General features: G+C 62.2%; 21 protein-coding genes. 15 read left to right on the top strand and 6 right to left on the bottom strand.

The genetic code is table 11. From position 1 onward, the window contains the following. Positions 1-118 precede the first annotated feature (118 nt). Positions 119-610, top strand: a complete 492-nt coding sequence (locus tag VKR55_RS10365) for a Fur family transcriptional regulator (RefSeq protein ID WP_324402517.1) — start codon at positions 119-121, stop codon at positions 608-610. A gap of 98 nt (positions 611-708) precedes the next feature. Continuing rightward, entirely contained in the window at positions 709-1,593 is an 885-nt protein-coding gene (locus tag VKR55_RS10360; RefSeq protein ID WP_324402575.1) for a DMT family transporter, read from the top strand. Positions 1,594-1,786: 193 nt separating this feature from the next. Here the strand turns inward: VKR55_RS10360 and VKR55_RS10355 are convergent, their stop codons facing one another. Beyond that, positions 1,787-2,662: a sulfurtransferase gene (locus VKR55_RS10355; protein WP_324402515.1), complete on the bottom strand. Its 876-nt coding sequence runs from the start codon at positions 2,660-2,662 to the stop codon at positions 1,787-1,789. Between the two features lie 247 nt (positions 2,663-2,909). Between VKR55_RS10355 and ispG the strand changes: the two genes are divergently transcribed. From ispG to VKR55_RS10325, 6 genes are all read left to right on the top strand, one after another. Beyond that, a complete protein-coding gene (ispG, locus tag VKR55_RS10350) occupies positions 2,910-4,199 on the top strand; it encodes a flavodoxin-dependent (E)-4-hydroxy-3-methylbut-2-enyl-diphosphate synthase (RefSeq protein ID WP_324402513.1) in 1,290 nt (429 codons plus the stop codon). Positions 4,200-4,499: 300 nt separating this feature from the next. Then, positions 4,500-5,396, top strand: a complete 897-nt coding sequence (locus VKR55_RS10345) for a TauD/TfdA dioxygenase family protein (protein WP_324402511.1) — start codon at positions 4,500-4,502, stop codon at positions 5,394-5,396. A 438-nt stretch (positions 5,397-5,834) separates the two neighbouring features. Continuing rightward, positions 5,835-8,357, top strand: a complete 2,523-nt coding sequence (locus VKR55_RS10340) for a coiled-coil domain-containing protein (protein ID WP_324402509.1) — start codon at positions 5,835-5,837, stop codon at positions 8,355-8,357. A 20-nt stretch (positions 8,358-8,377) separates the two neighbouring features. Then, entirely contained in the window at positions 8,378-9,436 is a 1,059-nt protein-coding gene (locus tag VKR55_RS10335; RefSeq protein ID WP_324402507.1) for a TAXI family TRAP transporter solute-binding subunit, read from the top strand. Next, positions 9,433-10,068 carry a hypothetical protein gene (locus VKR55_RS10330; RefSeq protein ID WP_324402506.1) on the top strand — a complete coding sequence of 212 codons (636 nt, stop codon included), beginning with the start codon at positions 9,433-9,435 and terminating at the stop codon, positions 10,066-10,068. The genes VKR55_RS10335 and VKR55_RS10330 overlap by 4 nt, the downstream gene beginning before the upstream one ends. Positions 10,069-10,101: 33 nt before the next feature. Continuing rightward, the gene (locus VKR55_RS10325; protein ID WP_324402505.1) at positions 10,102-10,698 is read left to right on the top strand and encodes a DsrE family protein; all 597 of its coding nucleotides are present in this window, start codon (positions 10,102-10,104) and stop codon (positions 10,696-10,698) included. A 60-nt stretch (positions 10,699-10,758) separates the two neighbouring features. On the opposite strand, the gene VKR55_RS10320 is transcribed toward VKR55_RS10325, so the two are convergent. The 4 genes from VKR55_RS10320 to VKR55_RS10305 form a co-directional block, all read right to left on the bottom strand. Continuing rightward, a complete protein-coding gene (locus VKR55_RS10320; protein ID WP_324402503.1) occupies positions 10,759-11,880 on the bottom strand; it encodes an alpha/beta fold hydrolase in 1,122 nt (373 codons plus the stop codon). Between the two features lie 273 nt (positions 11,881-12,153). Then, positions 12,154-12,921, bottom strand: a complete 768-nt coding sequence (locus VKR55_RS10315) for a substrate-binding periplasmic protein (protein ID WP_324402501.1) — start codon at positions 12,919-12,921, stop codon at positions 12,154-12,156. 35 nt (positions 12,922-12,956) lie between these two features. Then, positions 12,957-13,343 (bottom strand): c-type cytochrome, encoded by a 387-nt coding sequence (locus tag VKR55_RS10310; protein WP_324402499.1) that lies wholly within the window; start codon positions 13,341-13,343, stop codon positions 12,957-12,959. A 98-nt stretch (positions 13,344-13,441) separates the two neighbouring features. Continuing rightward, entirely contained in the window at positions 13,442-15,160 is a 1,719-nt protein-coding gene (locus tag VKR55_RS10305) for a pyrroloquinoline quinone-dependent dehydrogenase (RefSeq protein WP_324402497.1), read from the bottom strand. Between the two features lie 499 nt (positions 15,161-15,659). Here VKR55_RS10305 and VKR55_RS10300 point away from each other — a divergent pair, with 499 nt between their 5' ends. The 5 genes from VKR55_RS10300 (at position 15,660) to VKR55_RS10280 (ending at position 22,278) form a co-directional block, all read left to right on the top strand. Continuing rightward, positions 15,660-15,947: an ABC transporter substrate binding protein gene (locus VKR55_RS10300; RefSeq protein ID WP_324402495.1), complete on the top strand. Its 288-nt coding sequence runs from the start codon at positions 15,660-15,662 to the stop codon at positions 15,945-15,947. Between the two features lie 214 nt (positions 15,948-16,161). Then, positions 16,162-19,014 carry a GAF domain-containing protein gene (locus VKR55_RS10295; protein WP_324402493.1) on the top strand — a complete coding sequence of 951 codons (2,853 nt, stop codon included), beginning with the start codon at positions 16,162-16,164 and terminating at the stop codon, positions 19,012-19,014. 155 nt (positions 19,015-19,169) lie between these two features. After that, positions 19,170-20,168 carry an adenylate/guanylate cyclase domain-containing protein gene (locus VKR55_RS10290; protein ID WP_324402491.1) on the top strand — a complete coding sequence of 333 codons (999 nt, stop codon included), beginning with the start codon at positions 19,170-19,172 and terminating at the stop codon, positions 20,166-20,168. A gap of 196 nt (positions 20,169-20,364) precedes the next feature. Then, positions 20,365-21,846 (top strand): toll/interleukin-1 receptor domain-containing protein, encoded by a 1,482-nt coding sequence (locus VKR55_RS10285; protein WP_324402489.1) that lies wholly within the window; start codon positions 20,365-20,367, stop codon positions 21,844-21,846. Positions 21,847-22,059: 213 nt separating this feature from the next. Continuing rightward, complete coding sequence (locus VKR55_RS10280) at positions 22,060-22,278, top strand: hypothetical protein (RefSeq protein WP_324402487.1); 219 nt, start codon at positions 22,060-22,062, stop codon at positions 22,276-22,278. Between the two features lie 334 nt (positions 22,279-22,612). Here VKR55_RS10280 and VKR55_RS10275 read toward each other — a convergent pair whose 3' ends face one another. Further along, on the bottom strand, positions 22,613-23,401 hold the full coding sequence (locus tag VKR55_RS10275) for a DUF4145 domain-containing protein (protein WP_324402485.1): 789 nt from the start codon (positions 23,399-23,401) through the stop codon (positions 22,613-22,615). Between the two features lie 144 nt (positions 23,402-23,545). Between VKR55_RS10275 and VKR55_RS10270 the strand changes: the two genes are divergently transcribed. Beyond that, positions 23,546-23,686, top strand: coding sequence for a hypothetical protein (locus tag VKR55_RS10270; protein WP_324402483.1), 141 nt, complete (start codon positions 23,546-23,548; stop codon positions 23,684-23,686). A 542-nt stretch (positions 23,687-24,228) separates the two neighbouring features. Beyond that, positions 24,229-25,566, top strand: a complete 1,338-nt coding sequence (locus tag VKR55_RS10265; protein ID WP_324402481.1) for a Rieske 2Fe-2S domain-containing protein — start codon at positions 24,229-24,231, stop codon at positions 25,564-25,566.

The raw sequence follows: 25,566 nt of genomic DNA, 5'->3' as shown, positions 1-25,566 counted from the left end.
TAATAAGCTTGCTCATTAATTTTTGATGGTGGGTTAACAGGCCTCAGCTGCGCTCCCAGCACATGGCTGGTGGGTGCAGGCTTTGGGATCGGACCCCGAAATGCTAGAAATTGGCGTGATGACCCCGACAAAGCCGGCCTTTCCTGCGCCTGATCACGATCACCACCGCTGCTCGGCGGAGGCGATCAGCCATGCGGAACTGGTCTGCCGCGAGCGGGGACAGAAATTCACCCCGATCCGCCGCCAGGTGCTGCAGGCGCTGTCGGCGAGCCACCGGCCGCTCGGCGCCTACGAGGTGATCGACGCGCTCGCCAAATCGATGCCGCGGCCGGCGCCGATCACGGTCTATCGCGCGCTCGATTTTTTGATGGCCAACGGCCTCGTGCACCGCATTGAGAGCCGCAACGCCTATCTCGCTTGCGCGCACGACCATGACGCGGCCTCGCTGGTGGCGTTCCTGATTTGCGAGCGCTGCGGCTCGGTCGGCGAGATTCCGTCGGCTCCTGTGGCGCAGAGCCTGTCCACAGCCGCGCGCGCGACAGGTTTTGCGCCCAGACTCTCCGTCGTCGAAATCACCGGCACCTGCGCGCACTGCCAGAAGGCCGCATAACAAACACGGCGCCAAGCCGGTCATCAAGGAAAGCAATGCCATCAAATAAAGTCACGCCCGACCCCGGGCGGCCGCTCAGCCCGGGCGCCGTCGCACTGATGCTGATCCTGTGCCTGTCCTGGGGATTCAACCAGATCGCGGTCAAGCTCGCGCTTCCTGACATTCCCGCGATGATGCAGGCGACGTTCCGCTCGACGGTTGCACTGCCGGTGCTGCTCTTCGTGGGCTGGGTGCGCGGTGTGAAATTCTTCGAGCGCGACGGCTCGCTTTGGCCCGGCGTGCTCGCAGGCCTGCTGTTCGGCTTCGAGTTCGTGCTGATCTATCAGGGGCTCCGCCTCACCACGGCCTCGCGCGCCGTGGTGTTCCTCTACACAGCGCCGTTCTTCGTGGCGCTCGGCTCGTTTCAGTTGCTGGGTGAGCGGCTGCGGGCTTCGCAATGGGCCGGGCTCGGCTTGAGTTTTGCAGGCGTTGCGCTCGCGATCGGCGTGCCGCAGGCCAATGTCGATGCGAGTGTGCTGTGGGGCGATCTCATGATTGTCGGCGGCGGTGCGATGTGGGGCGCGACCACGGTCATCGCCAAGGGCACGAGACTGCGCCTTGCCGCGCCCGAAAAGGCGCTGGCCTATCAGGTCGCGATCTCGATCCCGATTCTCGCCGCAGCGTCCCTCTTCTCCGGCGAGAAGCTGACGCATGTGCCGGGGTGGCTTGCGATCTCCGTCGTGACCTATCAGGCGATCTGGATCGTCGGGCTGACCTTCACGATCTGGTTTGCGCTGGTGCAGTCCTATTCGGCAAGCAAGCTCTCCGCCTTCACCTTCATCACGCCGCTGTTCGGCGTGGTCGCAAGCTATCTCATCATGCATGACCAGCTGACGCTCGCCTTCGGCGCCGCCGCGGTGCTGGTGATCGCAGGTCTCTATCTCGTCAACCGGCCGGAGATGACAGGACCGAAGGTGGTGCCCGACCCGAATGTGCCGGCCTAGCGTTTCGAGGGGATGCTCCTTTCCTTCTCCCCTTGTGGGAGAAGGTGGCGCGGACAACGTCCGCGCCGGATGAGGGGTCTGCATCCGCGATAACAACTTGCCGAGTGGAGAGAACCCCCTCACCCGGATTGCATCTAGCGATGCAATCCGACCTCTCCCACAAGGGGAGAGGTAGACCGTCACGGCCGCGCACTTAACCCGTCTCGATCGGCAACTTGTCATCCGTTGCCCATTCGCCCATCGAGCCGTCGTAGAGCGTGAGCTTGTCGTAGCCGAGCCGGTGCAGCATGAAGAGATCGACGGTGGCCGAAATGCCGCCGCCGCAATAGGCGATCACGCGCTTGTCGCGGGAAAAGCCTTGCGCCGCGAACCTTTGTTCCGCGTCGGCCAGCGGTACGAATGCCTTCGTTTCCGGATCGGTCATCGTCGCCGCGGAGACATTGCAGCTTCCGGGAATATGCCCCGGCCTTCCATGGCGGCTTGGCTCGAGACCTCTATGAAGCTGCGCGTTGAGCGCGTTGACGACGACCGTGTTGCGGTCGCCTCGCGCGGCCAGCACCTGGTGCCTGTCGACGAAAAATCCGTGGCGCGGTTTTGCGGTGAACTTTGCGGGCGGATAGCCTTTCGCTGGTCCGGTCTCGACCGCGCGACCTTCGGCTTTCCACTTGTCCCAGCCGCCGTCAAGCACGGCGACATCATTGAAGCCCAGCGATTTCAGCATCCACCAGAACCGTGTCGCCCACATCGGCGTCGCGATGGAATAAAGCACGACAAAGCTGCCTTCGCCGACGCCATGACGAGAGAACGCCGCCTCACACCGCGCGCTATCCGCCATCATGAAGCGGAGTCTGGTGTTGGGGTTCGAGAACTCGCCCTGCAAATCCAGGAAATCGGCGCCCGGCACGTGTCCGGCCTCGAAGGTGTGGCGTCCGGGCACGACGTTGTAGGGCGCGTCGCTGCCGGGCGGCAGATATTCGAGCGTCGTCGTGCAATCGAACAGGCGAAGGTTGGGCTGGCCTAACATAGTGGCGAGTTCCGCTGTAGAGATCAGCTCGCTATGCCCTGCCATGGCAGCCTCCCGCTCTGCTTTCCGGTGAGCCTAGGGTGCGCCAGATCACATGAATAGACGCAAAATTGCTCTTTGATTTCGCCCCATGCGGCCCAATATAGCGGTCATGCCCGCCGCCTCCTTTTGGCTCGGAATCGACGGTCTAAGCTATTGAATTAACGATGCAAACATTCAGTTCCGTCGAACCCGCGATGTGCCGCCACACCCCCTTGGTGAATGTCATCAAAACCTGATATCCGGTTGCCCCATGAACAGACCAGAAAAACTCCCTGAACTCGACATCGCCGGCCCCAGCGCCCGGCACACAACCACGCAGGTCAAGGTCGGCGGTGTTGCCGTCGGCGGCGGCGCCCCGATCGTGGTGCAGTCGATGACCAACACCGACACCGCCGATGTCGAATCGACCGTGGCCCAAGTCGCAGCGCTCTCGCGCGCCGGCTCCGAGATGGTGCGCATCACCGTCGACCGCGAGGAGGCCGCCGCTGCCGTCCCGCACATCCGCGACGGCTTGCGCAAGAAGGGCATCAACACGCCCCTGATCGGCGACTTCCATTACATCGGCCACAAGCTGCTCGCGCAATATCCGGCCTGCGCCGAGGCGCTCGACAAATACCGAATCAACCCCGGCAATGTCGGCTTCAAGGACAAGCGCGACACGCAATTCGCCGACATCATCGAGATCGCCAACAAGAACAGCAAGCCGGTGCGCATCGGCGCCAATTGGGGCTCGCTCGACCAGGAACTGCTCACCCGGTTGATGGACGAGAACACGGCCTCGCCCAATCCGCGTGACGCGCGGGCGGTGACGCGCGAGGCCATGGTGCAGTCGGCGCTGCTCTCCGCCGCGCGCGCGGAAGAGCTGGGCATGCCCAAGAACCGCATCATCCTGTCGGCCAAGGTTTCGGCCGTGCAGGATCTGATCGCGGTCTATCAGGATCTGGCGCGCCGCTCGGACTATGCGATCCATCTCGGCCTCACCGAGGCCGGCATGGGCTCGAAGGGCATCGTGGCGTCGTCCGCGGCGCTCGGCATTCTGCTGCAGCAGGGCATCGGCGACACCATCCGCATTTCGCTGACGCCGGAGCCCGGCGGCGACCGCACCCGCGAGGTGCAGGTCGGCCAGGAGCTGTTGCAGACCATGGGCTTCCGCACCTTCGTGCCGCTCGTTGCGGCCTGCCCGGGTTGCGGCCGCACCACCTCGACCACGTTCCAGGAGCTGGCGCGCGCGATCCAGGATTTCATCCGCGACGAGATGCCGACCTGGAAGACCAGATATCCGGGCGTCGAGGAGCTCAACGTCGCCGTCATGGGCTGCATCGTCAACGGCCCCGGCGAATCCAAGCACGCCAATATCGGCATTTCGCTGCCCGGTACCGGCGAAGCGCCGGCCGCGCCCGTGTTCGTCGACGGCAAGAAGTTCCGTACCCTGCGCGGACCCACGATCGCCGCCGATTTCAAGGCGCTGGTGATCGACTACATCGACCAGCGCTACGGCAATGGCGGCAAGGTGGCTGAGAGTGTGACGGCGGCGGAATGAATCTCCGCTGCGGGGTAATTCTCCGCTGTCGTCCCCGCGACCCGCCTACGCCAGAGGCTTCGGCGGGGTGAGGTCTCGGGGCGCCGAAGCTTCGGCGAAGGCGCCAAGCGGGGACCCATAACCCCAGGCTTCTGTGGTTAGGCAGGCTGTCACTCCGAGTCTTCGCAAAACTCCACCCTGTGGTTATGGGTCCCGGATCGGCGCTCGCTCACGCTCGCTTGTCCGGGACGACAGCGGAGTATGTTGCGCTTCCTCCGCTTGACGCTACGATGACCCAACAACAAGCCGGGAGGAACTTCCATGAGCTCGCTGTCAGGCAAGCAGGGACCCCGCTATCGTCACGTCGCCGACGAGTCCGAGCCTTACGAGACCATCGGCGTCGAGAAGCTCACCCCGATCATCGGCGCGGAGATTTCGGGCGTCGACATCGGCACGCTCGTCGACGGCGATGCGCGCTCCAACCGCCAGATGGACGAGATCCATCGCGCGCTCGCCGAGAATCTCGTGATCTTCTTTCGCGACCAGCACATCAGCCCGCAGCAGCATCTTGCCTTCGGCCGCAAGTTCGGCGAGCTCCATATTCATCCCGCGGCCCCGCATGATGAAGAAGATCCTGCGTTGATGAAGATCCATGCCGACAAGGATTCCCCGCGCGCCAATGGCGAGGGCTGGCACACCGATGTGTCCTGCGACCTCGAGCCGCCGATGGGCTCGATCCTCTACATCAGGCAGTGCCCGCCGCGGGGCGGCGACACGCTGTTCGCCAACATGTACGCGGCCTATGAGGCGCTGTCGGATCGCATGAAAGTCTATCTCGACGGACTCAAGGCGCTGCACGACGGCGAGTCCACCTATCGCGGGCTCTACGCCAACTATGGCGTCGCGGACAAGCCGAGCTATCCGCGCGCGGAGCATCCGATGGTGCGCACCCATCCGGTGACAGGAAAGAAAGCGCTCTACGTCAACCGCGGCTTCACCCGCCACATCATCGGCATTCCCCGCGACGAGAGCGACGCCATGCTCGCCTATCTCTACCAGCACGCGGAGAACCCGCTGTTCCAGTGCCGCTTCCGCTGGAGCGAGAACGCGATCGCATTCTGGGACAACCGCTGCGCCCAGCATCGCGCGATGTGGGATTACTGGCCCCACACCCGCGCCGGCACCCGCGTCACCATCAAGGGCGAGCGGCCGGTGTAAGCGCCCCCGAGGCCGAGAAACCCCAGCCGGAGCCATCCACAAATCTGTCCGGTTTCGACGTACCCGTGGCACATCGGCGCGCTCCGCGCAGCGCGCGCGGGGCCCTCCGTACGCTCTTGAGCGTCGGCGTGTTCGACGAGTGGTGAAGGGAGGCGGACCGGCAGTGTGGCGCTACCTTCAGTCGTATCCGTGGCCATCCAAACGCTCAATGACGCGTTTATTGCCGGCCGCCAAACACATTATTGATTGTAAAACGCTGATTTATTTCGCTTTAATTGTAAGCAGCCAATTTAACTAATTGCCAAGCGTTAATTTAATTGCTAACATTTAATTCTCATTCTTTGTTTCTAAGCGCTAACTTTATTGCCGAGCGCCAACTTTTATTGCTGCGCTGCCCCAAAGAGTTAGCCGCGGTCCTCCCTGGAGGATTGGTTTCGCATGAAGCGGCACCGTAATTTATTAATTTGTCACGACAGGCCATATCACCAGGCGGCTGCAGGGGATGTGGATGCGCGCGGAAGCCGAAGGGTCGTCATTCCCTGCGAGGACGGGAATCCCTCCAACGGAATTGAGGTTCGGGCGTATCAAGCGGCCTTCCGCCAGAGGTCAGGGAGCCGCCTGTCGCCGGCTAGAACCGCGGCGCTGTTGCTGACTGCAGTCTTCTTCGCGACGACGTGGACGCTGGACGGGCAGGCGCATGACGACGGCCGGAGCGGCGACACATCCGCGCGCCTGGCGCAGACCAGCGATCCGCCGCAATCCCAAGCCGCCGAGGAGCAAGAACGCCAAACAACCGAGATGCAGGCGCGCGAACTCGCCGCCACGAAGCGCGATCTGGAAGTGCTGCTGAGGCTCCTGAACAGGGCGTGCGGCGAGTCGACTCTCGCCACGCAGGCGGCCGACAGAGAAATCGCCGAATTGCGAAAAGCCCTGCAAGATGAGCACGACCGTGCCGAGCAGATGGAGCGGGATCTTGCATCGCGCCGCAGTGTCGGGCCGCCGGGGGTGTCGGTCACCACGACCGACGACAAAGTCGGCCCATCAATACGGGCGGCGGACGCAGGCACGGCCGATTTGCGCAAATCGCTGCAGCAGGAACACGACCGCGCAAGCCGGCTGGAGCAGGATCTTGCGGCGGCACGGCGCAATGTCGACACGCAGACCGCGCTCGCGGCCAAGGCGGCGGCCGAAGCGAACCGACTCAAGACGGCGTATGCAGGCGCGGCGGATTTGCAAAAATCGCTGCAGCAGGAACACGACCGCGCGGGCCGGCTGGAGCAGGACCTCGCGGCGGCGCGGCGCGATGTCAAGACGCAGACCGCGCTCGCGACCAAGGCGACGATCGAAGCAAGTCAACTGAAGAAGACGGCGGACGCAGGCGAGGCGGATTTGCGTAAATCCCTCCAACAGGAACACGACCGCGCAAGCCGGCTGGAGCAGGATCTTGTGGAGGCGCGCCGCGATGTCGAGACGCAGATCGCGCTCGCGACCAAGGCGACGACCGAAGCAAGTCAACTGAAGAAGACGGCGGACGCAGGCGAGGCGGATTTGCGTAAATCCCTGCAGCAGGAACACGACCGCGCGGGCCGGCTGGAGCAGGATCTTGTAGAGGTGCGCCGCGATGTCGAGACGCAGACCGCGCTCGCCGCCAAAGCGGACGAGCAAGCCGCGCAGTTGAAGCAGGCGGCGGAAAAAAGCTCCGCGGAGCAGAGGCAATCGCTCAAGCAGGAGCACGACAAGGCCGAGGCCCTGAAACAGGAGCTCTCGACGGCGCGAACAAAGATCTACGCCTACGAGGCTCAAGCGCTCCAGGCCAGCGATCAGGTGGCAAAGCTCAAGCGGGCGGCGGAAGACGGCACGGCGGATTTGCGAGAGTCCTTGCAGCAGGAACGCGACCGGGCGGCGGCGCTGGCGCAGGAGCTCTCAGCAAGCCGGCACGATGTCGAGACGCAGACCGCACTGGCGACCAGGGCGAATGCCGAAGCCAGCCGACTAAAGCAGGTCGCGGATGGTGATTCCGCGGAATTGAAACGATCGCTACAGAAGGAGCACGACAGAGCCGAGGTGCTGGCACAGAACCTCTCGATGGTGCACGCCGCGATCTACGCCTACGAGGCTGAGGCGCGGATGGCCAGCAACCAAGCGGTCAAGCAGGCGGCGGACAGCAGCGCCGCAGAGCTGCGAAAGTCCCTGGCGCAAGAGTGGGAGCGTGAAGCGCGGCTGCAGCAGAATCTCGCAGAAGCGCGGCGCAATGTCGACACGCAGACCGCGCTCGCAGCCAAGGCCGCAGCCGAAGCGAACCGACTCAAGACGGCGGACGCAGGCGCGGCGGATTTGCGCAAATCGCTGCAGCAGGAACACGACCGCGCGAGCCGGCTGGAGCAGGATCTTGCAGCGGCGCGGCAAGATGTCGAGACGCAGACGGCGCTCGCGGCCAAGGCCCGCGACGAAGCCGCCCGGCTGTGGCAGGCGAGCGAGGGCGGCTCGGCGGAACTGCGCCAATCTCTGCAACAGGAGCGTGAGAGGACGGCGCAGCTGGAGCGCAACCTTGTGTTGGCACGGCGCCAGGCGCCTGCGCCTTCCATCATCGCCGCCGATCAGATCAACGCACAACAGGCGGTGGAAGCGGCCAAGCCGATCGCAGCAGAGCAGGCGGCCGTCTCAAGCACTCAACCCAAAGCGGAGGATACGGCGGAAACCACGAGGTTGGTGGCGTACGCGCGCGTGCTGCTCAGTCGCGGCGACATCGGGTCAGCGCGAATCGTGCTTCAGCGCGCCGCCGAAATGGGCAGTGCACAGGCAAGTTTCGCGCTCGCGGAAACCTATGATCCGCTCATCCTTTCCAAATGGAGAACCTATGGGACGCGCGGCGATGCAAAAAGGGCGCTTGATCTCTACGCCAGGGCTCTGGCCGGCGGAATCAAGGAAGCGAAAGAGCGATCCGATGCGCTGCATCGATAGTAGAACGTAGGAACTTTTCCATGAACAAATCTGTGGGATCACGCCCGCTGCTTGCGCTCGCAGCATTGGCTGCGCTGCTGCTGGCCATTCCGCCTTCCCTGGTGGATGCGCACGCGAAGCATGCTCGCACCCATGCTCACTCGCATCCGCCGCCGAGGCCGCAAGAGACTGCGGTCGCAAGACCGCAGGAGACCATCAACGCGTGGACGGTCGGCCTCGCCGGAGGCCTCCTGGAGGGCGCGCCGATACGCTTTGCCGCGGAAATGGCGCGCGTGGTCGACGATGGCGACAATCTGCATGTCCTGCCGGTCGTGACCCGCGGACCGACAGAGAACGTCAACTCACTGCTCTATCTGCGAGGCATCGACGCGGCGATCATCAGCGCAGACTCGCTCGACGAGTACAAGAACCAGGTGCCGGATATTCAGCACAAGATCGCCTACGTGCTTAATCTGTTCCCGTCCGAGCTGCATGTGTTCGTGCGGCCCGAGATTCAGAGCCTTGCCGACCTCGCCGGCAAGAAGGTGAACTTCAATACGCTCGGCACCGCCGCAGCTTATTCGGGACCGCTGATCTTCTCTCGTCTCGGTCTCGACGTCGAGAAGACGTTCATCCCGCATCAGGTCGCGCTGGAGCAGATGCGCAAGGGCGAGAACGGCATGGCGGCGGTGGTGTTCATCACGTCCAAGCCGGTTGACGCGTTCGTGCGCAGGCGGTTCGAGCCCGGCTTCAAGTTCCTGCCGGTCCCCTACAACGACAAACTGGAGGACTACTATCTTCCCTCGACTCTCGATGCGGCCGACTATCCCGGCCTGATCAAGCAGGGCGAGCGCATCGAGACGATTGCGGTCCCCACCGCGCTCGTCGCGTTCAATTGGCCGACCAATTCGAACCGCTATGAGCGCGTCGCGCGCTTTGTCGATCACCTGTTCTCCCGGCTCGACAAGCTGCAAGGGCCCGGCTTCGATCCGAAATGGAAGTCGATCAATCTCGCCGCGTCGGTCCCAGGTCTTGCGCGCTTCTCTGCGGCGCAGGCCTGGCTCGATCGCCATGCGCACGAAAGCCAGGCATCGCAATGAAAGCCGCGGCTCTCCCGTTCCCGATCGTCCTCGCGCTCGTGAGTGGGGTTGCCTCGGCGCAAGCTGCAAGCGACGCGACGCCGCAGCTTCGCGCTTGCCTGCAGATGGAAAGCGCGAAGGGGCAGGAATGCCAGGACAAGCCAGCGCGTGCGATAACATCGCCGATCGAGCTGGCGCTGGCAGGCGATGGCTGGATCGTGAGCGAGACAACGTCGCCCGTCGACTATTCGCCGATAGCCACCGCTACGACCGCATCGCGCAAGGTCGCGGGCGGCGTGGCAATGCAGCTATCCATTCGCTGCCGCGGCGGTCGCACGGAACTTGCCGTGACTGGAGCTGCCATCACCGGCCGCGGCGACAACTACTACATTTCTTATCGCGTGAACGGCGGCAACCCGGTGCAACTCGCGGGCGCCGCGGCGGCATCTGGCGACGGCGTCGCGTTCAAGGGAGACGTGGTCGCCTTGCTGCAGTCACTTCCGGATGCGGGGGAGCTCGCGGTCCGGCTGCTGCCCCTTTCGGGAAATGAGCTGGATGGAAGTTTCGCGCTCAACGGGCTGGAAGCGTTGCGGACAAGGATCGGCACGACGTGCAAATGGCCACACGCTATCGCCAAACCCAATGACCAATAATTCACGGCGTGGCGTTCTTCGAGGGAGGTGACGATGGTCAGGTTTCGGTATGTCGCGATAGCAGCAATGGCGGGCGCGGTCGCGCTTCTGGTCACGACGGCGCTGGCCGCGGCGCAGGATGTTGAGCAGAAGCTGAGGCCGATGCCGAGGCCGAGGCCTCATCTCATCGTGAAGAGGCACGTTGCCGTGAAGTCCGTAAGGCCCGCCGCTACCGCGCAGGCGAAGAAGCCGTCCGCTCCTGCCGAGGCCTCCCCGCAGAAAACGGAGCACCACCTGATCCTGCAGGTGAATACCAATGATCCGGCTGCGATGAATCTGGCACTCAACAACGCAATGAACGTGACGCAATATTACAAGGAGATCGGCGAGGACGTGAAAATCGAGGTGGTCACGTTCGGACCGGGCCTGCACATGCTGCGCAGTGACACCTCGCCCGTGAAGGCCCGAATCGAGACAATGGCGCTGAGCACGCCGGAGATTTCATACAAGGCCTGCGGCAACACGCAGGAGAACATGCACAAGGCGGAGAACAAGGACATCCCGATCATTCCCGAGGCCCAGGTGGTGAAGTCCGGCGTCATCCACATCATGCAGCTGGAGGAGCAAGGCTGGACCTACGTCAAGCCGTGAGGCCCCATTCCATCAACACGCACTGGGCTGCAGGTTCGGCGTACCGGCCCGTTACCCCATCTACGCATGGACCTGCCTCAGAAACTCGATCATCGCGGCGCTGACTTCGGACGCGCGTTCCTGCTGGGTCCAGTGTCCGCAGTTCGGCAGCATGATCGGCGGCCGCAGCTTTGGAATGAGCGTCGATTGCAGGGCAATGGCTGATCGAAACGCTTCGGCGAGCAGGTCGCGCTCGCCCACCATATAGAGCGCGGGCACGTTGACCTCCGCGCCATCAAGAGCGGCCATCAGCTCCCAGCCGCGATCGATATTGCGCCACCAGCTCAAGGGGCCGCGCCAGCCGCTGCGGGTGAATTCCGCGACGTAGACATCGACGTCGGCCTCCGTGATCCACGCCGGCAATGATGCCGGTTCGGTGAAGGCAGCGCCCTTGCGGGGCACCATCCCGGCTTGAGCAACGCCTCCGTTCGTGGACGCCGGCCTGTCGGCGGAGAGCGAATAGAACTGCGAGCGGAACGTGCGGCGCATGTCGCGCGAAAGCGCCGCCTCGGCCGCCGGAGTCTGCAGGAAGAGCTGGTAGAACATCGCATCCCTGGTTTGCGGCATGACGCTTGTCGGCGGCCCCTCACCGCCAAACGCCCGCGGCCGGAATGGCGGGCCGAGCGCAATCACACCCTTGAAGCGGTCGGGACGCAGCAGCGCGGCTTGCCATGCGATCGTGGCGCCGATGTCGTGGCCGGCTATGACAGCTTGTTTGACACCGAGTGCGTCGACGAGACCCACGACGTCGCCGACGTCATGGAGCACCGTGTATTTCTCGACCTCCTCCGGACGATCGCTGCGGCCATAGCCGCGCAGGTCGGGCGCCACGGCGTGGAAACCGGCCTTGGCGAGTGCCCCGAGCTGATGCCGCCAGGAATACCAGCACTCTGGAAAGCCGTGGCAGAGGATGACGAGAGGACCCGTGCCCTGTTCGGCCACGTGGATCCGGATGCCGTTCGCTTCAATCATGCGATGCGTCACCTCGGGCATCGTCGGATCCGCCCACGATGACGCATCGGCGCCCGCTGCGCTCGGCCGCGGCTCTGCCGCCTTGAGCGGCTCCGCCAAGGCAGCGACGAGGGGCAGCGCGCCCGCCGCAGCGCCGAGTAAATCGCGTCTGGAAAATCTGGTGCTTTGCATCGCCGTGCTCCCATCTCGTCGCAAACCGAAGTCGCCGTGACTTCTGATCTGCGAGCTGGATGTACGGGCGCGTCGGACGAGCGACTATCGGCGATAACGTTGACGGGGCATGAAGCAGAACTTCACAGTCGGCCGGAGCTTTCGCCGGTCGGCCGCGCACACCTCGTAAAAGTCTGTAGAGCGGATCGGCGGAAGCGTAATCCGCCTCTTTTGCGCGGGAGCTGGCGGCTTACGCTTTCGCCTTCGCTCGTCGAGCTTCGCCCGCCCGACGAGCTATTTCGGCATTTGCAGGGTTACCCCGTAACGGCCGTAGATTCGGCCGATCGTGCCGTCGGCTTTTAGCTTTTCCATGGCGCTATCGACCGCGCTCTGCAAGCTGCCGTCGGGCCGGACCATGCCGACGGCGATATTCCAGTTGAGGTTGGGCTCGCTCTCGTCGAGATCGAGGATGCGCACGGCCTTGTCCGGATGCGTCAAGTTGAAATAGCCGGCCATCGCCGGCGTGACCGCCGCCGCGTCGATCTCATGATTGGCAAGCGCGTCGAGCATGTCGACCTCGAATCCGAATGTCGACGTCGACACGTGACGTTGACCAAGCGTCATGGCCGCCATCGATCCGACCAGGACACCGACCTTGGTGTGCGCGTCGAGGCTCTTGAAGGACGTGATCTGGCTCGACGCCGGCACGGCCAGCGCGACGCCAGTGCGATAGTACGGCTTTGAAATCCTCAAATGGGTTTCGCCCTGCGCCTGCTGGTCGGCAATGACGTCCAGGACGATGTCACAGGCGGCGCTGTGCAACTGGTACTGGGTGATGATCCAGTCGAGGCTCAACGAGACGCCAAGCTCATGCGCCAGCGCCTTGCCCAATTCGACCTGAAATCCCGGCGGGTCGCCGGCCTTGCTGGCGAATGGCAGCGAATTGGGGTGGGCGCACAGTCCAAGCGCGCCGGACTCGCGGATCGCATCGAGAGATCGGGCCTGCGCCGCGCCGACAAGTCCAATCGCGGCGCCGACCATGAGAGGGAGAATGATTTTCATTGTCTGTGCATGCCCCGTTGATCAATCCTGCCGGCTCAGCCTTGGTCCGGTTTCAGGTTACGGATGTATTTGATGATCTGGTCGATCTGCGCATCGTTGAACATGCCACCGAAGGCAGGCATCGCGCCTTCCTTGCCGTTCTTGATGCGGTTGCGGATGAAGTCGTCGTCTCGCTTGGTGTCCATGAGCTGCGGTCCCTTGCCGGCGACGCGACCGCCGTCGGAGTGACACCAGCCACAGGTGGTCGCAAACAACTGCTTCACATCGAGCTGATCGCTGTTCGCTGCCGGGGCAGCGGGTTGCTGCGCGGGGGCAGCAGGCTGCTGGGCGCGGCCCGGTGCGGCGGAAAACGCCAAGGAAAACACCGGGAAGACGGCGAGTATCAGCGGCCGCCACGTTGTGATCTTCGCACTCAATCTCATGAGGGCCAAACCCATTCATCTGACGGGAGTTCCAGTCAGCTCGCCTCAATACGCGGGGAGCGGCGTGGTGCGCCGCTCCTCGCAGGCTGTCGCACAACCTATTTCAGGCTGTAGACGATGAGCGCGCCGTCGTCGCGCGGCATGCTCTTGTAGACGCCGCCGAACGTCGGCGCGTAGTCATCCGAAGCCATGCCGCCAAAACCGGCAACGACCGCGATGTACTGCTTGCCGTTGACGGCGTAGCTGATGATGCCGCCCTGGTGGCCGGTGCCGTCGGAATGATTCCACAGCTCGGTTCCCGATTCTGCGTCATAGGCGTGAACCGTGCCACGCGAGTCAGGGACGAACACCAGATTGCCACCGGTGGACAGCACGCTTGCCAGCGGAGGCTCGGGGAAGCGGACTTCCCATTTCTTGGCGCCCGTGATCGGATCCCGCGCGTCGAGATGACCATAGATCTGGCCGCCCGGGGGCGGCGCGATCTTGAAGTCTGCGCCGATGTTGAGCTGGGCCTGCGGCGTCACGATCGGGGTCGTCTTCATGACAGTGAGGGTCATGCACCATTCCTGACCGAGCTTGTAGTAGAGGCCCGTCTTGGGATTGTAGGAGCCCGAGTTCCAGCTCACGCCGCCGGAAATGTGCGGGCACAGCGGCTCGTCGACCTTGCCGGCCGTGAAGTCGCGGCGTCCGACCAGCTCACCCGTCTTGGGATCGATGTTCTTGACGAAGTTGCTGTTCTGGGTGATCCGCCAGACGTTCTTGAGGCCCAGATTGTGGTCATAGACGAAGATGTATCCGCTCTTGTTGGGATGCACGATGTACTTCTGGCCATCGCGATCCAGCATCACGAACTCGCCGACCGCGCTGTCGAAGTCCCAGGTGTCGTGCGGCAGCTCCTGATGATAGAATTTCAACTTGCCGGTATCGAGGTCGAGGCCGATCACCGAGCTCGTGTAGAGATTGTCGCCCGGGCGGGCGCCTTGCGTCTTGTAATCGGCTCCCGACCAGTCATAGAGCGGTGCCGGGTTGGCCGTTCCCCACAGAACCGTGTTCGTATCGGATTCGTAGGTGCCCGGCATCCAGCCGCCGCCGCCGCCGGTGCGCCAGGAGTCATTGCCCCAGGTCTTCATCGCGTCGTCGGTGCCGGCAACGGTCAGGAATTCCCATTTCTTCTTGCCGGTGGCAGCGTCGACCGCAAAGATCGGTCCGCGGCCCGGCCATTCGCCGCCTTGCGCACCGATGATGACCGTGCCCTTGGCGTAGAGGGGCGCGCCGGTGAAGCCGACGGTCAATTTCTGGGAATCGATCAGCTTGGTGTCCCACATCACCTTGCCGGTCTTCATGTCGAGCGCGATGAGCCGGCCGTCCACGGTGCCGACATAGACCTTGCCCTCGCCGATTGCGACGCCGCGATTATACGGCGAGTGCGTCTGCCGCGCGACCAACGCTTCGTCGAGTTCGGGGAAGTAGGACCAGATCACCTCGCCGGTGGCGCCGTTCAGCGCGAAGACGCGACTGTAGGAGCCGGTGTAGTAGAGCACGCCATCGGCCACCAGCGGCATCGACTGCAGCCCGCGCGTCGAGCGTCCCGGAATATGGATCCAGGCGACACTCAGGTTATTGACGTTGCTGGTGTTGATCTGGGCCAGGGGGCTGTAGTGATAGGACTGGTACGAGCCGTGATAGGTCAGCCAGTCATTCTGACCGCCGGAATCGATACGCGCAGTATCGACGCCTTGAGCAAACGCCGACGACGCGGCGAATGCCGCGACCGCGACCGAAATACAGAAGCTAGAGCGACGCCAATGCTTCATCATGCGCACTTCCTCCCTTTATATTTCATTTTTTGCAGATGTGAACGCGAGCGGTGCATGCAGTCGAGTGTGCATCGGTCTCTTGTTGCGCGCGCAACCCATCGATACGCGCGACCCCCCGGCCAACTTCGCCGGTGATTATTTTCAGCCTGGGCTAGCTGCTGATGCACACCCCTTGCCCTACATCGATAGCGTAAGGCGAATGACATTGACGACCAATGATGGAAAACCGATGACACCCATGTCATCTTGTCAGACGGTCAGTAGTGCTGACCGTTTTTGCCACTTGCAAGCGAAGACCCAGATCGCGCGCAAGTAAAGCGCGGGCTGCACGCGGGCCGCGCTGCTTCGCGATGAAGTCAGTCACCAATCCCAATTGCGAGATCGATGGTGCGCCGCCGAAGTAGAACTTCACAGTCGGCGGCGATGACCTGCGCAGTCCCGCAGTAAGTGTGGTATTTTTCGAGGTGTGTTCGGCGTGGCCCTGAGTTCCGGGGGCCCCATGAGACGACGCGCTCTTATCAAGATGATTGCTGGTTCGCCGGCGATTTACGTTCAGCGCGAGTTTGCGGTGGCAGGCGGCCTCATCGGCTACGGAACCAATATTACCGACGCTTACCGTCAGGCCGGCACCTACACCGCCCGGATTCTCAAAGGGGCCCGGCCGGGCGATCTGCCGGTGGTGCGGCCGACCAAGTTTGACTTCGTCATCAACCTCAAGGCCGCAAAAGCGCTTGGTCTCGACATTCCACCAACGCTGCTGGCGCTCGCCTCCGAGGTCATCGAGTGAGCTGGGCCAGGTCCGGAGATGGACCCGGAGCGAGTGTTCGGCCGTGGCGCGGAACTCTGGATTTGTATAAGGTTAAGCATCGTTCCGACCCACCCGGGGGAGCGAAATGCCGCAACGCGGAAGCGAACATCCGAGCAAGGGGCTGCGTCCGAGTAGGCGCAAAACGCCCGAACGATCGACCGCTGTTCCGTCCATTGCCCACCTGCAAAAGCAGGTGCGCACGCTCACCCGCGAGCTGAAAGAGGCGCGTGAGCAGGAGACTGCGACCGCCGAGGTGTTGCAGGTCATCAATTCCTCGCCCGGCGATCTCGCGCCGGTGTTTCAGGCGATGCTCGGGAAGGCGACGCGGCTGTGCGGAGCCGGATTTGGCGCTCTCTGGACCTATGACGGGGAGCGATTCAGCATAGCCGCCACCTACGCGGTGCCAGCCGCGCTCGCCGAGTTTGTCCGCGAGCCTGTACCTGTAGCGGCTTCGGCCAGTCTTGTGGAGATCGTCCGCGGTCAAAATCTTGTTCACATAGCGGATTTGGCAACGACCGAGCTGTACCGAGCCAGCAACCGCGTGCGCCGCGCCTATGTCGACCTGGGCGGCGCCCGCACGCTCGTCAATGTCGCGCTCCGCAAGGACAACACCCTGCTCGGCGTCTTCAACATCTACCGTCAGGAGGTGCGACCATTCTCCGACAAGGAGATCGCGCTCGTGCAGAACTTCGCCGCGCAGGCTGTGATCGCAATCGAGAATGCGCGGCTTCTCGGCGAATTGCGCCAGCGCACCATCGACTTGACCGAATCCCTGCAGCACCAGACCGCCACCAGCGACGTGCTGAAGGTCATCAGCCGCTCGACTTTCGACCTTAAACCGGTGCTGGAGACGGTCGCCCGGACAGCGGCAAGGTTATGCGAGGCAGAGATGGGGTTCGTCTCGCGGCGCGACGGCGACGTCTTCCGCTATGTCGCGGCGGTCGGCTTGACGCCTGAAGCGTCGGCCGGCGCCGTCAGATTGCAGAAGTATCTTGATACTCATCCGGTTTCCGGGCGCTCGGGCCGACGCACGATGACCGGGCGGGTGGTCTCGGAACGTCGCGCTTTGCAAATCGCCGACATCACTGCCGACGCAGAATATCAATTTCCCGAGATCTTCGAACTCTCGGGAGCACGCGCGCTCCTTGGCGTCCCGCTGCTGCGCGACGGCGAGCCGATTGGTATGATGAGCTTGGGGCGCCAACGACCCGAGCCATTTACCGAGCGGCAGATCGAGCTGGTGCGCACCTTTGCCGATCAGGCGGTGATCGCCATCGAGAACAGGCGGTTGCTGACGGAGCAGCGCGAAGCGCTCGAGCGGCAAACCGCGACCGCCGAGGTGCTGCAAGTCATCAATTCATCGCCCGGCAATCTCGCGCCGGTATTCGACGCGATCCTGGTGAAGGCACACCGCCTCTGCGGCGTCGCTTATGGCAGCTTGCAGGTCTATGACGGCGAACGCTTCAGCGCGGTCGCGGTTCATAATTTGCCACAACAATTCGCCGATCTCCTGCGCCGGGGATTTCGGGGCTCTGACCATCCGGTAGGCCGGGTCTTGCTCGCCGGCGACCGTCTCGTGCACATTTCCGACTGCGCGGAAATTGACCATCCGGTCATGCGGAGTGCGGTCGATCTCGCCGGGATTCGTACCGCGCTGTTTGTGCCGCTGCGTCGAGACGAGACGCTGCTTGGACTGATCGTCTCCGCCCGACGCGAAGTCAGGCCCTTTTCCGAGAACGAGATTGCACTCCTGGAAGGCTTTGCCGCGCAAGCAGTGATCGCCATCGAGAACGCGCGGCTGTTGGGCGAGTTGCGCGAGCGGCAGGCCGAGTTACGTACCACCTTCGACAACATGGGCGACGGCGTCGCGATGTTCGACGCCGCGGCGCGCCTGGCGGCATGGAACCGCAATTTGCAGGAGATGCTCGATCTGCCGGACGCCTATCTTGCCGAGCGGCCAGGCTTCGCGGAGCTCTTCCGTTATCTGGTTGCACGAGGGGAGTTCGGCTCGGCCGATCTCGAAGCGCAACTGAGAAGCTCCCTCGACGATACCAGGCGGGAGATGCGCTACGAGCGGACGCGCCCCGACGGTCGCGTCGTCGAGGTGCGCCGCAACCCGGTGCCGGATGGCGGCTTCGTGCTGATCTATGCCGACATCACCGAGCGAAAGCGCGCCGAGCAGGCCATTCGTGCGGCGCGCGATGCCGCCGAAACTGCGTTGCGCGAGTTGCAGACGGCGCAGGACCGTCTGGTCCAGACCCAAAAGCTCGCGTCACTTGGCCAACTCACCGCCGGCATCGCGCATGAGATCAAGAACCCGCTCAATTTCGTCAACAACTTCTCGAGCCTATCGGTCGAATTGATCGACGAACTGCAGAAGGCTTTGGTGCGAGTGCAGGTCGACGATGAGACATCGACCGAAATCGCCGAGTTGGCGGATGTCCTGCGCGATAATCTCGGGAGGATCGTGCAGCACGGCAAGCGTGCCGACTCTATCGTCAAGAATATGCTGCTGCACGCGCGTGAAGGCTCGGGTGACCACCGGCCCGTCGATATCAATGCCCTGGTCGAAGAGAGCCTCAATCTCGCCTATCACGGGGCACGGGCGGAGAAGCAGGGATTTAACATCACGCTCGGGCGGTCATTCGATCCAGCCGTGGGGCAGGCCGATGTGTTTCCTCAGGAGATCACGCGCGTCTTGCTCAATTTGATCTCAAATGGCTTCGATGCGGTCGTTAGACGCAGCCGTGAGGTCGACCGGGATGATTTCGAGCCGATGCTTGCGGCGGCAACCCGAAACCTTGGGGATTGTGTCGAGATCACGATCCGGGACAACGGAATCGGCATTCCGCCCGACGTGAAGGAAAAGATGTTCAATCCGTTCTTCACCACCAAGCCCGCCGGGGAAGGAACGGGCCTTGGCCTTTCAATCAGTCACGACATCGTCGTCAAGCAGCATGCAGGATCGATAGAGGTCGATACCTGTCCTGGCGAGTTCACCGAAATCCGGATCGTTCTTCCGCGTGTCAGTGCGTCCCTCACCTGAAGGACAAGCATGATCACCCGGACATTTCGTGTCGCGGGAATGCGGTCGCATGTCCTGGTGTCTTTATCAATATCTTTGCGCGCGAAACGAGAAAGTCGGCCATGGTTAGCCCGGCGCCTCCCACCCACCTTTGTCCATCGCACGGCAGAGTAGCCATGACCGCGACGACGCGCCGGAAGCTTGCAGCGGTCCTGCTCTCGACGGTGATCTTCGCCTGCCTCGGCGCCTTGACCACCGCCGCGGTCGGACGGCCGGTCGAAATCGGCACCATGAATGCGCTTCTGATCGGCGCCGGCATCGGCCTGTTCGAGGAATTCTATGTGCAGGGCCCGCGCGGCAACTGGATGCGGGCGATGCATCCGCTGCGCTCGATCTTCATCTACATCCTGGTGGTGATGGCGCTCTATCTCGTCGCGCTGCACATCACCCATGTCGTGCTCGGCCGGCTCGACGATCTGCCGGTGGTATATCGCCGCCTGCCTTACGGTCTTGCCTTCTTCACCGCCTTCTCGATTCCCGGCATTCTGATGATGCGCGTTGCGCACTTCGTAGGCCTGCGCACGCTGCTCGATCTCATCCTCGGCACCTATCATCGCCCTGTGCAAGAGCGAAAGGTGCTGCTGTTTCTCGACATCAACGGCTCGACCGCCCTCGGCGAGCGGCTGGGGGCGCTGACCATGCGCGCCTTCGTCCGCAAATTCCTGTCCGACCTCTCGCAGCCGATCGTCGACCATGGCGGCGAAATCTATCTCTACAAAGGCGATGGCCTGATCGCGATCTGGAATTGGTCCGACGCAATCAACGATGACGCCATCCTGCACGCGATCGACGCGATGTTTGCGGCGGTGGCGCGGGAGGGGAAAGCCTATGCGCGCGCATTCGGCGTCGTGCCCGGCTTTCGCATCGGGGTCCATGGCGGGGACGTGATCGTGAGCGAGCAGGGTGACGCGAAGCGTTCGATCGGCATCTATGGCGATGCCATCAACATCGGCGCCCGCATGGAGGAGGCCGCGCGGACCCACGGCGTTCGCTGCGTCATCTCGGAGATGGTGGCCGATGCGTTGTCCGATCGCAGCCGGGTCCGCGCCCTCGGCTCGGAGCAGGTCAAGGGCATCTCGACGGCGATCCCGATTTGCGAATATGCGCCGGGATAGAGGTGGGGCAGCACGCCTGACGCAACCTAAACGTGATGTACTTCACCATCCTCGTGGCCTGATGGCGCTATGATCGCCTCGGAACAATCGGTCTTCTCGAGCCGGACGTGCTCGTTTTGGCTGAGCGCGATCTGAGGTGAGACAGCCCGACATTGCGCGTATTTGCCGATTTCATTGCTTTGCATGGAGTACGCCCATGGCCGATGGAAGACTTCATCTATTCCTGAGTTATGCAATCGAAGACCGGGATCTCGCTCTCGCCATCGCGGAAGAGCTGCGGCGGACTTTCAATCCTGCTGTATTCAAACTGACGATCGACGTCGACTTCAAGCTTGGCGCCAATTGGCGCACGCAACTGAAGGCCGATCTCGACGACACCGACATCCTGCTCGTCGTTGCCACGGGAAGGCAGAAGGCCAGCCACTCGTTCACCGGTTTCGAGGTCGGATATTTCGATGCCTCGATCAAGCATTCCCGGAAGATGGCGAGCTTCCCCACCCAGGACCGCTTCATGCTTCCGATTGCGGTGCTCACCCGCACGCCGGAAACGCTGGCGGACATCGAGGCGCTTCAAATCGACGATCCGGTGCTGGTCGACCCGGCCGCGCTGAAGAATCCCGCCGCTCCGTCGAAAATCGGCAACGGAAGGGACCCTATTTTGAAGCTGTTCAAGCGCATCCAGGGGATACTCAATCCGCCCAACCTCACTGATGAGGACCTGGAGGCGTTCAACGGGTCCTTGCACATTTCCGCCTCACGCCTGACCTCGATCATCCATGACGAGCTGCGCAAGCGCGTCTATCTGGAGAATTTTCCGGAGCGCAAGATCGTTATTCGCACGCCGAACGCCGAAGGGCGGTCCGGTGGTCTCCTTGCCGACTCCACGGTCGAGTTCTTCGGTCATTTCGATGCCTTCGGCTTCGACGCACCGGAGGCGGGAAAGCCCATTCCGTGGGCCGGCTTCGTTGCCGGCATCGCGGAGGAAGATGTCGCCCGTTGCTGGGCCGACACCGTGCAGATGCTGGTCACGGCCGCGATCCGGGGCGATTTCCGCGAGAATCGCCAGACAGTGACGTCGCGGGAGCGGGACCGTGCGTTCAGGATGTTTGTCGCGCGCAGCATCATCTTCTACAGCGGAGTGCACGAGATCCACATTTATATCTTCGAGATCAAGCACAGGGATTTCGGCGACCCCACCACCAGCATGCTGCTCAAGGCGATTTCCGTTGGATCGCAATATCACTTCATGTTCCTCGAGGGGAAAGCCAGCGAATATTCGCCCGAAGCCTTCAACGCGACATTACAGGACGAACTGCGCGGCAAGATTGCCGAGATGATCCAGCAGCTCGATTACCTCCTGTGGTACAGCCGGGACGCAGGCCTGAGAAAGCCCGGCAGCATCCTGCACATTCTGGGTGACGTGAAGCCCGGCGAGATCGAGAAGCGGGCGGCGGCCTGGGACGCTGCGAAAGCGAAACTCTTTGCGTCGGCGCAAACCGTGCTCGGTTCGAAGAGCGACCAGGAGCTGCTCCAGAACAAGATCCAGTTCGTGCGCGTGCTGAAGGCGTTCTGCGACAGCACGAGGGTCTGGAATGAGGACTTCACCGCCAAGGTGATGATCGCGCTCGGCGCCGCCGTTGGCGGCAAGGATGCTCCGCCAATGGGGAAGGTGGCCTGAACGCGCTCCAACAAGGTACGAAGGCACCACAAGTTGTCGCTCAGGCCGCGCTTAGGTCAACGCTGCTGCATTTTTCGAATCAACTCGGAATGATCAGCTACCCGAAACTATTTTGGGGGTGCGTTTTGATAGTCCGAATTGTGTTTGGGTTTCTGATTTCAACGAGCTTGATCCTGACCGCCTATTTCGGGGCCGAGGCCTGGCGTCTCTCCAATGATCAGCAAGATGAGAGAACGGGACCAGGCCGACCTTTCCACCAGGTTCGTTTTCAACCGCCATGATTCGAGTTCAACAGCCATGATTCGAGGACTTGGGAATGCCCTTATCATTGTGGCGATCGCCTCGTTGCTGGACCAATATTTCTATGCGGGGCGCTACACTGACGCGGCGTTCGCCATGCTGCGGCAGATCAGGCATTCGTTCGGGCTGTGATTGCGCATGATGCGGACGCGCATTTGCATCTAAGATATAGCGCGCTTTAAGGCTTGCCCGGCGTTGGAACGCGCCGCGGCCGCTTTTGCGCAATGTTCGCGTTTGCGCCTGGTCCATTCACCCTGAATCAATCAGCCTGAACGTCAACCCAAGCCAACTCTGGATTTGGCCCCGAGCAGCGTTAGGGGATGTCTGATATTCCGCCGCTGTGAGAGGATGAGCGGACTTCCGGCAAATTGGCCAAAAATGACGCGACGACCCATATCAGACGTTCGGCAAGTCGCAAGTAGCGATCGGAAAAGTTCAGCAAAGGTTCTGAGTTGCCGCTCTTTTCCTATTTACCCGTCGGAGGGGTTGGTAAGAGCTTGTACTGCCCTTCTTGGTCCTTACACAACTCGAAAACGCCGTCGCTATAAATGTGCTTGCAATCAGGTGTGTCTGGCTGAAGCGGGTCCGATATTTTCCGCAGATGATACTCCATGACTGCTTTCTGCGCTTCCGAGAATTGCAGAAGTGACAGTTTCATTTTCTCGGAGGATGGACGCTTTCCAAGCGCGTCCTTCAGTCCTTTCTTCTCCAAGAGAAGATGCATCAAGGCAGCCAAGACCACGTCAAAATGTTCGTGGTATGACGGCTCATCGTCGAGTGTATTGATCCGAATCTGCGGGAAAGATGCTGTGAAGGCGAGAAAGGGAGCCATAATATTGAACGTAAACAGAAATTTTGTTCGTGGCGACATCGTCGAATATGCCTTCACTTTCGGAGTCACTCTTGTTTCCACCATTGCGGATATGTCCGGATCCTCGAAGCTTATGGGATCCATTCTGTGCGCAAAAGCGTTGCGGACCTCGCGAATAAGATGAAGGGATTCCCTTCGTTCTTCGTTGAATAAGCCGAGAGCAAAGCCAAGCTCAATCTTAGACGACAAGGTTGATAGTGGACCGTTTGACTGACAGAACAACGCCTTTTTGCGATTGGAGGAGAGGTCTACGAGTCGAGCGATAATAAGATGCTCCAAAATGCCATCGATGACGGATGCAGCAATCATTGCTGCGCCGCGATCTGTTTGTTTCTCAATCTCATCAACAACTGCCTGCATCTGCTCGCGCGTATACGGGAACACTGGCGCCTCCGGTCACGGGCCTGCCGCGATCGGGCAGACTTAATTGCGCATTCTCTGTTTGGCCATAGCCGACGTTTCAACTGCTGAGCTACGCTTCCGCATCTGACGCTCTCACTCAGGGCTCAACCTAGTGGGCTGACTTGGATGGCCGACGACGGCCGAATCAGTTTTGCGATTTTCGCGCGTCATCGCCTCATGCGCTCGCGCAAAGCCCTGAAAATTCGTCGCGCCAAAACCGCAGTTTTTGCGAGCGTTTTCAATCTGATTTGGCCTGTCCAGCCCTGAAACGAAAAATATTTGTCTTCCGTTTTTCGGAAATGTGTGGTTGTCTCCGCGCATCCCGCCTTGAGCAGAGGGGCGTTCGGCCAATCGTCACCAGACGCGAGACGGGGATGCGATGGACGTGTGGGCTGCGCTAGACGAGCGCTGACCAATACGGACGGCGAAATCGTGCGGTCCCGACGCCCCGACGCTGGCGTCAACCGCCGGGTCACGAGCCCGGGGGGACGGAGGCTAACAAGCCCGGTACTCCGAGGAGACCACGTATAAGCCGTAAACCATCGCGCAGGGAATGCCGGAGTGTGTTCGGTTGTACCTGTGGATGACTCGTGTGCGTTTTTTGCGCATTTGCTGCACACGAGGCTCGCGGGTGCAACGGCACCCGGCATTCCCTGCGCCCTCCTTCTCGAAGGGCGCCGCGTTTTGGCGTCACCCGGGCATTTCGTGCCGCGGGAATGCCTAGGTTTGCCTGTTTGATAGCCTTCCGCGTTGACGCCCACCGTTGGTCGCGTCAATCTCGCGGAAGTTGCTTCGCCCGGAGATCGATCATGCTGCGCGCCGAGGACAATAGGTTCCTGACCGAATCGGGTGCGGGCACCGGCATGGGCGAATTGCTGCGGCGGTTCTGGATTCCGGTGCTTCTGTCGGAGGAATTGCCGGACGCCGATGGCGAGCCGAAGAAGATCGTGGTGATGGGCGAGGAGCTGCTCGCCTTCCGCGACACCAGGGGCGTGGTCGGCGTCATCGACCAGTATTGCCCGCATCGCGGCGCCAATCTCTGGTTCGGCCGCAACGAGGAATGCGGCATCCGCTGCGTCTATCACGGCTGGAAGTTCGACACCGACGGGCGCTGCGTCGACATGCCGACCTCCTACCCCGACCTCAACGCCAAGGACAAGATCCGCATCAAGTCCTATCCGGTGCGCGAATGGGGCGACATGATCTGGGCCTATATGGGTCCGGCGGACGCGATGCCGGAATTGCCGGATCTCGAGATAGCGCTGGTGCCGCCCTCGCACCGCTACGTCTCCAAGAAATGGCAGGACTGCAACTGGGTGCAGTCGGTGGAAGGCTCGATCGACACCGCACATTTCACCTTCGCCCATCTCTCCTTCGACAAGGAGGAGAACGAGATCCTCGACATCAAGAAGCACTTTGTGAATCCGCTGGCGCGGATGTCGACCGATCACATGCGCTGGATCGCCGAGGATCCGCGGCCCGTGATCAAAATCAATCCGCATGATGCCGGATTGACCATCGCCGGCGGCCGGCTTACCGGATCGGACAACATTTATTGGCGCATCGCGCAGTTCCTGATGCCGTTCCATTCCTACGCCCCGAGCGCGATGCCGGGCGAGAACATTTTTGGGCAGACTTTTGTGCCGGTCACCGATGCCAATTGCTGGATCTATACCTACGCCTGGAATCCGGAACGGCCGCTGACACAGGCCGAGCGCGACGGCTACGCCAAAGGCAACGGTGTGATGGCCGAGGTCGACGAGAACTACGTGCCGCTGCGCCACAAGGGCAACAACTATCTGATCGATCGCACGCTGCAGAAAACCAGGAGCTATACCGGCATCAAGGGCGTCTCGGAGCAGGACGCCGCGGTGCAGGACAGCCAGGGCCCGATCGCCGACCGCACCCGTGAACATCTTGGGCCGACCGATCTCGGCATCATGCATTTCCGCAAATTGATGCTGGAGGCGGCGCGCGCGCTGCAACGCGGCGAGGCGCCGCCGCATGTCGCGCACCAGGATCGCTACGCCGTGCGCTCCGGCGCCTGCGTTACCAACAAGGCCAAGGAGCTCACCGCCGTGATGGTCGAACGTTTTGGCGATCCCACCGGCTTCGTCGGCCGGCCGCGAACCGTAGCTGCGGAGTAG

Origin of the sequence: Bradyrhizobium sp. (genome assembly GCF_035309285.1) — a bacterium.
GTDB lineage: Bacteria > Pseudomonadota > Alphaproteobacteria > Rhizobiales > Xanthobacteraceae > Bradyrhizobium.
Note: the sequence above shows the minus strand (reverse complement) of the source record. Positions and strands in the feature narration are given on the sequence as shown.